8 protein-coding genes are annotated in these 13,041 nt (G+C 40.9%); 6 read left to right on the top strand and 2 right to left on the bottom strand.

Annotated elements, in window-relative coordinates; genetic code table 11:
* Window positions 1-46 precede the first annotated feature (46 nt).
* Window positions 47-988 (top strand): LysR family transcriptional regulator, encoded by a 942-nt coding sequence (locus L2737_RS03835; protein ID WP_248954846.1) that lies wholly within the window; start codon window positions 47-49, stop codon window positions 986-988.
* Here L2737_RS03835 and L2737_RS03830 read toward each other — a convergent pair whose 3' ends face one another.
* Complete coding sequence (locus L2737_RS03830) at window positions 989-1,906, bottom strand: LysR family transcriptional regulator (RefSeq protein WP_248954845.1); 918 nt, start codon at window positions 1,904-1,906, stop codon at window positions 989-991.
* A gap of 448 nt (window positions 1,907-2,354) precedes the next feature.
* On the opposite strand from L2737_RS03830, the gene L2737_RS03825 reads away from it, so the two are divergent.
* Both L2737_RS03825 and L2737_RS03820 read left to right on the top strand, forming a co-directional pair.
* Window positions 2,355-7,355, top strand: a complete 5,001-nt coding sequence (locus tag L2737_RS03825) for a S8 family serine peptidase (RefSeq protein ID WP_248954844.1) — start codon at window positions 2,355-2,357, stop codon at window positions 7,353-7,355.
* Between the two features lie 555 nt (window positions 7,356-7,910).
* On the top strand, window positions 7,911-8,180 hold the full coding sequence (locus L2737_RS03820) for a hypothetical protein (protein WP_248954843.1): 270 nt from the start codon (window positions 7,911-7,913) through the stop codon (window positions 8,178-8,180).
* An 83-nt stretch (window positions 8,181-8,263) separates the two neighbouring features.
* Here the strand turns inward: L2737_RS03820 and rsuA are convergent, their stop codons facing one another.
* A complete protein-coding gene (rsuA, locus tag L2737_RS03815; RefSeq protein ID WP_229369423.1) occupies window positions 8,264-8,956 on the bottom strand; it encodes a 16S rRNA pseudouridine(516) synthase RsuA in 693 nt (230 codons plus the stop codon).
* Between the two features lie 317 nt (window positions 8,957-9,273).
* On the opposite strand from rsuA, the gene L2737_RS03810 reads away from it, so the two are divergent.
* The 3 genes from L2737_RS03810 to L2737_RS03800 all read left to right on the top strand — a co-directional run bounded on the left by L2737_RS03810 (window position 9,274) and on the right by L2737_RS03800 (window position 13,019).
* Window positions 9,274-11,346, top strand: coding sequence for a M13 family metallopeptidase (locus L2737_RS03810; protein WP_248954842.1), 2,073 nt, complete (start codon window positions 9,274-9,276; stop codon window positions 11,344-11,346).
* Between the two features lie 299 nt (window positions 11,347-11,645).
* Window positions 11,646-12,440, top strand: a complete 795-nt coding sequence (locus L2737_RS03805; protein WP_102528918.1) for a RelA/SpoT domain-containing protein — start codon at window positions 11,646-11,648, stop codon at window positions 12,438-12,440.
* Between the two features lie 174 nt (window positions 12,441-12,614).
* The gene (locus tag L2737_RS03800) at window positions 12,615-13,019 is read left to right on the top strand and encodes an SMI1/KNR4 family protein (protein ID WP_102528919.1); all 405 of its coding nucleotides are present in this window, start codon (window positions 12,615-12,617) and stop codon (window positions 13,017-13,019) included.
* The last annotated feature ends 22 nt before the right edge of the window (window positions 13,020-13,041 follow it).

Raw genomic sequence — 13,041 nt, 5'->3', positions numbered from 1 at the left:
CACAATACACTGTCTATACCCATTGTCTTACTTGCCTTCAAACACAATGAATAAAACCCCATTTGAGTCACTCGATCTGAATTTAATCAAAGTTTTTTTCATCTTGTACGAAGAGCTCAACACCCATAAAGCAGCTGAAAGACTGCACATGAGTCAACCAGCAGTCAGTCGAACACTACAAAAACTTCGTGATGCCTTTAACGATCCTATTTTTGTTAAGACTAGACACGGATTATCGGCAACAGATAAAGCCCACTTTTTAGCCCAAAGGCTGCCAAATACGTGGCAAGAGTTGGCTGATATCATTAATCATGTCGACGAATTTGAGTTCAAAAAACTAACCGGTAAACTCTGCGTCACGATTCACCCAGCTTTGATAGGTTTGATCAGCGATAAGTTATTTCTCGCTCTGCATCAGACTGCTCCGCAAGTAGAATTAGTCGTATCGGTATGGAATAGCGCAACGGAGCAGGATTTATTATTAGGTAAACAAGACTTTGCCATTACGATGATGGAACCAGACTTCTCCAAAGAAATGAGCATAAAAACACTGCCGAGTTTGTTTGCGAGGGTTTATTTAAACAAACAGCACCCGTTGATAGATAAAACTATCGATGAACAGGCTTTTACTCAGTACCCATTAGCGGTGTTACATGTGCCAGGTTGGAACGAGAATATAACCTATGTGGAAAAGTATCTTAAACGCCGTGGTTTAAGCCCAACTATTGCTTATCGTAACCCTCATCCAAGTTCTGTGCTCAGTGTGGTTGCACAAACCCAGTTAATGCATGCTGTCGGCACACAATATCATGGTATAAGCACAGAAAAAGTCACCAGTAAGGTGATACATATCGATGGTAAACCCGTCGAATTAAATAGCTATTTCTGCCATCATTATCGACACAGAAACAAGCCGCTTTTTCAGTGGCTATATAACAGCATTAATCAGATTATTACTGAGCAAAATAAAGCAGAAAGAAGTCGTTAATTAGTTTACTGAAATCGCTAAAGGTTCAGGGTTAATAAAGTCGATAAAAGCTTTGGCCGCAGGCGTTAAGCGTCGATTTTTAAGATAAACAATACTAAAAGATGCTTTTATGTCAGGAATATCCATCACAGGTAGCTCCACTAAAGACTGGGATTCTACCTCTCGCACGATGGAGATATCTGGCGCTAATGCCACTAAGTCACATTCAGTCAACGACTCCTTAATCGCCTGAAATTGTTCAAATTTCACTAATCCTGAAAAGTCATCGCGATACTTAGAAAATAGATCGCCAAATTGAACAAATAACGGTTTGGGTAAGGCTGATGGAATCGCAATCGGATACTGCTTAATATCATCAAGTGTAACTTGAGGTTTATCAGTTAAAGGGTGCCCTGCACGGCAGCAAAATACCGCTTGAAAACTGGGTAATGGAATCACCTCAATGTCATCTCTTAAATCCAGTTCCGTCGCTTTGGTTTCAGCGATAAATAATGACACTTCAGCTTTACACAGTTTTTGATACAAGCTCAGCCAATTACCCACTTTTAATTCAACATTGACGTTGGGAAATGTATTGATAAATTGGCCAATACTCGGGCCTACAATGCTATTTAATGGTATTGCGCTCGCCCCTACCATTAACTCCCCGGTTTCTAATCCTTGAATCGCTTTGATTTCTCTTTTTAGATACTCAACATCTCGAACGATACGGCTACCATGCTCAACAACTACTTCGCCAAATGGGGTTAATGTCACCGAGCGTGAAGTCCGTTCTAATAATTTAGCACCTAATAAATCTTCCATTTTTTGAATACTTCTAGACAAAGATGGTTGTGCCAAATTTAATTCGAGTGCTGCTCTATGGAAATGTTTTAAATCCGCAACAACAAGAAAATGTTTTAAATGACGTAATTCCATTAACATACCCAATTATAAAAAAAAGCAGAAAATCCGAAGTATTAATAGCAATTACGTCAACTTACTCATTATAAAAAAACATTTCAAATTTTATTAAAAGTGATAAAACATCAATATTAAAACAGAATTAATTTCTTAGTTCAACAATAATTAAAATTGATACAAAACCTCAAACTAAAATAGTAAACCACTGTAAATAAAGGGTTTATATAAATGCGTAAATGTATCAAAACGTATCACTTAATATTCAATTAATTAATTACAACTGCGCATTAATCCGATACAAAAATTGCATCAATTAAGATTAAACAACCAATTCCCATTAATAGTTTTTATGCATTATTTAATGCTTAATTTCGCATTGGATTATCCGGTAACAATTTTGCAATATCTGATTAACCACTTTTTTATTCGTGGTCATTAAAATAATAATTAATAGGAACTCATCATGAGAATTAAAAAATTGACATTGATGACATTGGCTGCGATATATGCAGGTGGTGTCGGCAATGTAGTCGCTGATAATGGACAGCACTCTACATTGGATACTCCACCGCAAATACCAACAAGTATTAATATGATGGAGCTTCATAAACAAAAACAACAAGCAACTCAGTATAAAACTGAAATGGGAACAACCCCATTACGCCGTGGTAGTTTAAGTAATATCCATTATCAACCTAAATCTGCACTTGATAAGATTAATATTGAAGAAGGTATTACTGGCGAACACACTTACATTGTTCGATTACACGACAAGCCCATTGCAACTTATAACGGGACTATTCCTGGTCTTCCTTCGACCAAACAAGCTTTGCGTCAAAGCACTCAGCAAAATAGTACAAATTCCGCTTCAATGGATCAGCAATCTATTGCTACGTATAAATCACACCTTTTATCTAAACAGCAGCAAGTTATTTCCGCCACTGGCGTGACCCCGAATCAACAATTCACAGCCGCAATTAACGCATTTACAGTCAAAATGACACAGCAAGATGCTATGCGCATGGCTGAGCAGTCGGAAGTTGCTTATATTCAACGTTCTACCAAACTACAACTGCACACAGATGTAGGCCCTGAACATGTAGGCGCTAGCGGAATTTGGGACGGCAGCCAAACACCTGACGGTCAAAAGTACCAAGGTGAAGGTATGGTCGTTGGTATTATCGATACTGGTGTGAATACTGACCACCCTTCTTTTGCTGCTGTTGGCGGCGATGGCTACGTTCATACTAACCCATTAGGTGCAGGTAATTATTTTGGCGGTTGTGCTGAAGCTGATTTTGCCGATAAATGTAATGATAAATTAATCGGTGTTTACACCCATGAATCGATTACCGGCCAGTACCCTGAGTCACTGCAATTTGGTGAAGATTACAACGGACACGGAAGCCATGTAGCCAGCACCGTTGCTGGTAACATCTTGTATGATGTCGATGTTGTAACTACATCTTTAGGTGGCGGGCCAGGTAACTCAATTGGTGTGCAAATGCCAATGATTTCTGGTGTCGCTCCACATGCCAACATCATTTCTTATCAAGTATGTACTGATGATGGTTGTCCTGGTGATGCGATATTATTTGGTATTGAACAAGCAATCCTTGATGGTGTCGATGCGATTAACATGTCTATTGGTGGCGGCGAAAGCTTCCCATGGAATGACGCATTTGAAATGGCATTTTTATCAGCCCGTGAAGCAGGCATTGCCGTTGCATTGTCAGCAGGTAACTCTGGTGCGGCTTATGGTACTGATAGTCTATACACTGTCGACCACACTTCGCCTTGGGTATTAAACGTTGCAGCGACAACGCATTCACGTTCAATCAATATTCATGATAAAGCCCTAAATGCTTTTGCTGGTGGCGACACGACTTTAACCCCTGAGCAACTTGATGGCGCTGGCGTTTCTGGTGAATTTAGTGGCAACTTTGTTATTGCTGGCGATCATGGTGATGCTCGTTGTAATACGCCTTTTGCTGCAGATACATTCCAAGAAACTGATATTGTTGTTTGTGAGCGCGGCGATATTGCCCGTGTTGAAAAAGCAATAAATGTTCAAGCTGGTGGCGCAGGTGGTTTTGTACTTTATAACACTTGGGATGAAGGTGATGATGTATTTGACGATGCTTATGTGATCCCAGGTATTCATTTAACCGCTACTCAATATTTCGGTAGCTGGAATGTGAAAGGCTTACAGCCTTGGTTAATGTCAGCTGAAGGCGAAACATTAACAGGTACCATTACTGCATCTCGTGCAACACGCGATATAAACCCAGACGATGCTGATTGGTTAGCAACGTTCTCTTCTCGTGGTCCTTCTAGCACAGTTGAAGAATTATTTAGTCCAGGTATCGCAGCTCCAGGTGTAGATATCTTTGCCGCATGGAATGATGAAAACCCATTCAATTCGCAAGCTGACACCCGTAATTATAACGCTATCAGTGGTACCTCAATGGCATCTCCACATGTTGCAGGTATGATGGCGTTGATCCGCCAAGCTAACCCAACATGGACAGCAAGCCAAGTACAGTCTGCCCTGCAAATGACTGCAGATAGCATGGCCATCAAAACACTGCACCCTAATACTGGCGAAACAAAAGTCGCTGGCGTCTATCGTGCAGGACATGGCTTAGCCAATGTCGAGCGTGCAATTAATGCTGGTTTGATCATGGATGAAACAGCTGATAACTTCCGCCGTGCTAACCCACAAAATGGCGGTTTAGTCCGAGACTTGAACTTACCACAGTTAATTAATAACGATTGCGGTCGTGATTGCTCGTGGTTAAGAACGGTTACAGCAACACAAGATGGCACTTGGGATGTGAGCGTGGCTCGTGCAAGTGAAGGCCAACCTTACTGGGATTACTCATTAGACCCTAGCGCTAACGTCAGCGTAACACCGTCGCAATTTAGCTTAAAGAAAGGTGAATCAATTACCTTAACCATTAACGGCTCGTTCCAAGAGTCTGATATGGCTTGGCATGATGGCACCATTGCCAATGCTCAAGGTGAAATTCATTTCATCGCTACTGATGAAACTATTCCTGCATCTCACTGGCCGTATTCAGCTACATTCATTGGTACAACATTGCCTAACACTATCAATGTTAAAGCCCATGATGACGCTGCTAGCCACATGATTGAAAACGTACCATTTGGTGTGCCAGCAAACACGTTATCAGGAGTTGTTTATACGCCTGTTGAAGCAACAACAATTGAATTTGATTCGGCACGTCTTCAGTTCGGTGAACAATTTGTTGATGATCAGGGTTTTTGGAATACCGATTTGGCAAGTGTTACCACTTTCCCAGTCACTGTCCCAGAAAACTCTGCAGTATTTAGAGCTGAAATCACTGACCGTATTAAGTCTTCAATGAATACGGAATACGATATATTTGCCGATGCTGACATCATGATTTTCCGTGATTTCAATGGCGATGGCATGTACCACTATTCTGAAGCGATTTGTGGTTCGCAACTGCCACAAACTAGCATTGGGGAATACTGTTCACTAGAAAATCCTGAAGCTGGCGAGTACGTCATCATGGTGCAAAACTATCTTATGTACCCATGGGAAAGTGTTGATACCTATGAGATGTCTTATGCTGTTGTCGCAAAAGATGTTACTTCTGACATTCAATTATCATTCTCTGACTCTGAAGAACTTAATTCTTCGTTGAACATTGAGTGGGATATGATGATGGAAGAAGGCAAAACCTACTACTCAGCAGCAGCTATTCATGCAGGTGCTAATGAAGAAGGTTCATTGACTTTAGTGCCTATGCAAATGACTCGTGGTAAAAACACAGTGTCAATTGATAGCACACAAGATGCTGCTCGAGTTGGTGATATTATCGATATGCGTTTAACTGTTCAGGCAAACCAAAGCGGCGAGAACCGTTTAGTTGACATAGCAGCAAGCTTATCTGACGGCTTACGTATTATTGATGGCTCACTAAGTGAAAGTATTGCAGGAGTCGTTGCTACCGATAATGGCTTTACAGTCCAAGTTGAGCAGTTAAACACTGCAGATAAACAGACTGACTATATCGTTACAACCAATGAAACTGATGCAATGTGTCGTACACCTTGGAACATTGAGTACCTCGATGGTACCTCAATAGACGGCGAGTATGTTGACCTTGCACGATTTGGTATGGCACCTTCTTGGGGCTCATTCTATGAAGTCAATGAATGGGGCTGGGGTACTTGGACTCATGAAATCATAATTCCTACTATCGATAATGCTATGGCACCTTTCGATAATGAAGAATACTTCGTGACAGACCAAGTGGTACTAAGTTCTCGTGGTTGGTTACAACTTGATTATGTTCAGTACAACCCATGGGACATCATGCCGCAGAAAGTTCATTTGGAACTACCTGCGACTGAATATACTACACCTGCGGATTTCATCGTAGCGCCGTTATGGAATGCTTCGCAAGATGAAAACTGGAACCAAAAAACCACTCTTTCTATGTATGAACCAAGTTGGGATCCTGCATTACAGAAAGGGGTTACCGTTGCTTACTTTGAAGGTTACACATTAGTAGAGTGGGATAAAGCGTCAACTCATGACTTCGGTTACGATGAAAACTGGCAACAAACTATCACTCCACGTGATGATAGTTATGATTTCCAAGTCTTCATGCGTGAGCGAACAGGACATGTAGACGGTGAGTATGAATACATCATGGCTTATAACAATGTTGATGTAGGCAGCCAAGACGGTAGCGGTTCAATTGGTGTACGTGGTTACAATGGCCCGCGTGCTGGCATGTGGCCATTAAATGGTCACCAAGGTGAATCATTTGCTTATAACGATTTAAACGATAAGTTAAAAGACGGTTTAGTGGTTTGTTATAACATCGATGGCCCACAATCTAGTCGTATCACGATTGAATTCCAAGCTGAAGTTATTGATGCTGCCTTAGGTATGGATCAAGAAATGACAGTAACAGGAACAGTTGATGGGATTGCTGATGCTAGTGCAACACAAACAATAACCGTTGCATCTAATATCAACATGTTAGCAATCGATGACCAGATGGTTGAAGAAAACATGACTCTTGAAGGCATTACTGTTCACTATACTGATAATGATGGTGGCATGTCTGCTAACACCATTACAGTCACTGGCGAAAATGTGACTGCTGTAGTCAATGGTCATACATCAGGTTCAAGTTTTGATATTACGCCAGCAGCTGATTTCTGGGGTGAAACCATGGTCACTGTGACAGTGTCTGATAACTTGTTCCCGAATGATATGAGCACGACAACATTCATGTTAACGGTTAACTCTGATGGTGTGGAACCAACTCCACCAGCAGCAGAGAATCCAATTGAACCTGAAGCAACTCCAGATAATGACGATGGAGGAAGTTTAAGTTTATTGGGGTTAGTTTTCTTAGGATTACTTGGCGCAAGTCGTCGTAAAAAGTATCACTAATAATTCATTAATATAATCAATCAAAAGGCCTTCAGATGAAGGCCTTTTTTATGCTTATAAATAGCCATAAACATATTATTCTAGAAGCTGATTGACTTAGCATAATTGAACATCATGGCTAAGAGCCTATGATGTAATTGACTATTTTGGTTTGACTTAGTCTTATACAAATACTATTTAAGCGCTGCTCAAGCACTACACTAGATGAGTCAGGTTGATTCTTTAACTCTTTTACAATTAACTCGACCTTGCTTAACGCCTCACCTTTACTTCAACAGTTACATCATGAATTAAGAATCAGCTCACATTGTATTCTTAAGGATTTATCTTCCTTTTATATATTCAATATCGGTTTTGCTGCTTGAAGTAGTATTGGCTACTTTAACCTAACCAACATTACCGCTTTCGGCATGCCGAGTAAGAAAATGGCTGCAAATGAAGTCATGGAAGAATTAACAGTGGAATACATGCACAGTGAAAACGTGTCGATTAAGTAGACGGTATGAGCTTTACTATCACTCCAGATACTGATTGGTATGGTAAACGGAAGCTAAAGTGACTGTGACCGTGACCGTGAAAGTGACTGTGACCGTGAAAGTGAAAGTGACAATGACAATGACAATGATGGATTCGGCTAATCAACATGACCAAGCCAGCACAAGCTTTATGCTAACGGTTAATTCTGATGATATCGATGCAGCACCACCAGCAGAAGAGGCGCCAGAAGAAACACCTGTGAAATCTGATTCAGGCAGTAGCATGGGGGTCTTTAGTCTTATTTTGGTCGGTTTATTGGGCGCTGCGCGACGTCGTAAACTACACTAATATAGCGTTCCAAAACTAGTGTTTGGGCCTTCTGTAAAGAAGGCCCTTTTTTATGGCCGATTATCTATCGTGGGGGTCGTAAACTATTTAACTGACTTTACTTCTTCATCAGTTAAAAATCGCCATTCACCTTCAAGCAATTCATCTTCCATTTCAATACTGCCGACCGCTTCACGATGAAGATTGACCACTTTATTGCCCACAGCGGCAAACATACGTTTTACTTGATGGTATTTGCCTTCACTGATGGTTAAACGAGCATGGGTGTCATCTAGAATTTCAAGCTGAGCGGGTTTGGTTAACCCATCTTCGCTACGTAACTGAACCCCTTCTTTAAAGGTCTCAATCAAAGCTTCATCAAGTGGCTCAGCCACCTCAACCCAATACCGTTTACCGCAGTCTTTCTTAGGTGAAGTGATTTTGTGCGACCACAAACCGTCACTGGTAATGAGCACTAACCCGGTGGTATCCACATCAAGACGGCCTGCTATATGTAACGTATCGACCTTTTCAATATCCATCAAACTCAGTACCGACTGATATTCTTCATCAATGGTTGAGCAAATCGTATCGACCGGCTTATTCATCATGATGTAACGTTCACCGATAATGGTTATCTGACGTCCCTCGATGCACACTTCAGTATCTTCAGCGACTTTATAACTGGCATCTTTTACCACCACGCCATCACAGGTAACTTCACCTGACTTTAATACTCTTTTTGCCAATGAACGAGTGAGCTCAGTACTTTCACAGATAAACTTATCTAAACGCATTACTACAACCAATTGAGTGTCTAATTAGCCGCTATTATGAGCCGTGAACCATCAAATGAAAAACAAATATTCCGCTTCTGCAGTAAAACGGTAATTTTTAGTTACATATCAGTTCCTGAAAAGCTCACATTTTATCAACAAAAATGCCCTATCCCCTTGTTAAATGCCCTTTTCAACACTTAACATGGGGTTCACAACAATAAAGACTGATTTTCTATTTACACTTTTGCTGTTTAAAAGAATAAATGAAAAATCAGCATCTAAAGCTCATTGAAGAGCTTATTAATACTTGATTTCAAGAATGCAAAGGAAACAACATGAATAAGTTTGTTATTGGGGGACTTTGTGCCTCATTGATCGCAGGTCTCAGTGCTTGTAGTAATAATGAAGTGCAAAACACCACCAAAACGGCAACGGCTGAAGCAGTTCAAACTGCATTAACATCAGGTATCGATTTTCAAAACATCGATAAATCAGTACGTCCACAAGATGACTTTTATGAATATGTAAACGGCACTTGGCTAAAAACAGCTGAAATCCCAGGCGATCGTACTAATATTGGCGCCTTTTACGACCTACGTGAAAATGCTCGTGAAGACGTGAAAGCAATCATTGAAGAAGTGGCAGCAATGCCTACTCTGACAGCTGGCACTGACGAACAAAAAGTAGCCGATCTTTATCGCGCGTTCATGGATGTTGAAACGTTAAATAAATTAGGTGTCACACCTATCCAAGCTGAATTTGATAAAATCACTGCTATTTCATCAAAAGCTGACCTCACTAACTTTTTTGCCTATAGCCAAGTTAACGGTTACGGCACCCCACTGGCTTTTTACGTTAATGTAGATGCAAAAGACTCAACCCGTTACGCCACCCATATCTGGCAATATGGCCTAAGCCTGCCAGAAAAAGACTATTACTTTAACGAAGAAGAACGTTTCGTTAATATTCGTAAAGCTTTCGTTGAGCACATTGAGAAAATGTTTAACTTAGCGGGTCTTGCTGATGGTAAGGCAGCTGCTGAGTCTATTTTAGCCCTTGAAACTGCCATTGCTGAAAAGCATTGGGATGTGGTTGAAAGCCGCGATAGCACTAAAACTTACAATAAAATGACAATAGCCGAGCTTGCAGAGCTTGCTCCGAACATTGATTGGAACCAATACCTGACAACTATGGGTGTTGCAGAGCAAAAAGATATCATCATCAACCAGCCTAGTTACGTGAGCGGCTTGAGTGAAGTGATTGGTGCAACAGATTTAGACACCCTTAAAACTTACATGACGTGGAGCGTATTAACCCATGCAGCAAGTAACTTGTCTGAAGCCATTGATGCAGAAAACTTTGCTTTCTTCTCTAAAACCTTAAACGGTCAAGAAGAGCAAGAGTCTCGCTGGAAACGTGGTGTAAACACAGTCAGTGGCACTTTAGGTGAAGTTGTAGGTAAGGTGTACGTTAAGCGTCATTTCACTTCTGCAGCCAAAGATCGCATGAGTGTATTAGTTGAAAACTTACGTGGCGCATACGGCACTAGCATCGACTCGTTAGATTGGATGAGTGCTGACACTAAAGTGGCCGCTAAAGACAAATTAGCCAAATTTAATCCAAAGATTGGTTACCCTGATAAATGGAAAGATTACAGCAAGCTAACCATTAAAGGCGATGACTTAGTCGGTAATGCGCAGCGTGCAAGCGTTGAAAACCACAATAAAGATATTGCTAAACTTGGCGGCCCAATTGATAAAGGCGAGTGGCACATGACGCCGCAAACCGTCAACGCTTACTACAATCCAACGATGAACGAGATTGTGTTCCCTGCAGCAATTTTGCAACCTCCGTTTTTCAACATGCAAGCAGATGATGCGGTTAACTACGGTGGCATCGGCGCAGTAATTGGCCACGAAATGGGTCATGGTTTTGATGACCAAGGCGCTAAATTCGATGGCGAAGGAAATATGCGTGATTGGTGGACTGAAGCTGATTTAGCCGCCTTTACCAAAAAAGGGAATGCGTTAATTGCCCAATATGATGGTTACCAAGTATTTGATGACTTACATGTTAATGGTGAACTGACACTAGGCGAAAACATCGGTGATTTATCGGGTGTGACTATTGCGTATAAAGCTTACAAAATGTCATTAGACGGTAAAGAAGCACCTGTGATTGACGGCTTAACGGGCGATCAACGTTTCTTTATGGGCTTCACTCAAATCTGGCGAGTGAAAATGAAAGAAGAAGCTTTGCGTAACCGTGTTGCAACTGATCCACATTCACCAGGCCATTTCCGTGCTTTAGGTGCCCTATCTAACATGCCTGAGTTCTACACAACTTATGACGTGAAAGAAGGCGATAAAATGTATATCGAACCAGCTAAACGCGTAAAGATTTGGTAGTCACTCACTTGAGCTACCCTTTATTTCTTAAAGGATAGAACGACTAAAAAGGACATCATTTCGATGTCCTTTTTTATTGCGATTTAACATTCTAGATTTAGCAAATCAAAGCCTGCTCAATATTCAATATCACAGTCTTAATAATCACTTTGTAAAGATTGGTAAACCTACCCATAGTCGATAAAATATTCAGCTTTGATTCAGCTTCCACCAGCTAAAGTAATCACATATCCCAAAAGGGTTATAACGAATACTTTATTACTCATGCCTTCATAACTTTAGAGTCAGTGGTAACGCAAATGAACAGAATTTTTCGTACCTTTTTTATATTTTTATTATTACTCACTACGCGAAATGCCGTAGCTGTTACTGTTGATACTAGTCCTGTTAAACCCGTTTACGATGTTAACCAGACCCTTGTTGATGATTTAGACAGTCTATTAAACCTAGCAAGTACTTCAGGTACTGCGCCGCAACAAGAAACTGATAGCTTACAACAGTTATTTGAACGCGCCCCTTTAGCGCAAACAGAACTGAGTAATTTACTCAACAACATCAGTCAAGAAAGCCATACTCATATACTGATGCCTGAGATTAAAAGTTACCAAAGGGCGCAACAAAAAATTGAACGAAAATTCAATGGCGATGCCAGTTTCATTACCGATATTGCCAGAGCAACGTTGGTTGCCGATGACGTTGAAACATTAATGCGCAGTTATGATGCCTTGGCTGAGACCACAGAGGTTGTGCAAGTTAAAAACCGCTTTGCAGACCCCAAAGCATCAGGCTATCGCGACTTAAATTTATTAGTGAAATTACCGCAAACAAAAATGATTGTAGAAGTGCAATTACATCTGAGCAAAATCGCTGAGATTAAAAGCGGCCCAGAACATCAAGTCTATGAACAAATACAGCATATTGAAGCTGTCGCACAAACCCAGCACCGCGCCCTAACTGATTTAGAGTTAATGCAAATTGTTAAGCTGCGTCAGTCATCACATAAGCTTTATCACAAAGCTTGGCTTAGCTATAAACGCCAAAGCCTTGCCCAATTTGACAACACACACATAGGAGACCAAACCCAAGCAGCTTAACCCCATTAAGCTTTGCCTATTTCCGTTCAACCCCCTTCCATTTTGGCACCTTAATTTAAGGTGCTTTTTTTTATTATTTTTTGCTGTTTTGTTGGTTTTTCGATTAATTCAAATTGGTTAAGAGCGCCATACAAGCTATAATCCCGCCATTATTGCCGATAACTGGAAACACTGATGAATGACATCATTGAAATGCTTCAAGACTTAAGCGAAACGGTCCCTGTACCACTTGAATTACCGACATTCGAGCAACTGGTAGAAGTTGAAGAGCAAATTTTAATTTCACTGCCCAACGACCTAAAAGAATACCTGCTATTTGGCAGTGATGTTATTTACGGTGCCATTGAAATGGTTACGGCATCTGACCCATATTCTCATACCTATTTACCTGAAGTGACCAGCTACGCTTGGTCTGTGGGTATGCCAAGAGAGTACATTGCGATTTGTCAGCAAGGGGATAACTTTTACTGTATCGACCAAGAAGCCAATGTGCGCTTTTTCAAGAATGGTCGCATGGCAGACATCATGTGGGAATCTCTTTGGGATTGGATTCAAGATATTTGGCTAAAACGTAAGTAATTAATTTGATTCACGTATGTTT

This window comes from Shewanella electrodiphila, assembly GCF_023283985.1.
Classification (GTDB): Bacteria; Pseudomonadota; Gammaproteobacteria; order Enterobacterales; family Shewanellaceae; genus Shewanella; species Shewanella electrodiphila.
This window is presented reverse-complemented; position numbering and strand designations above follow the sequence as displayed.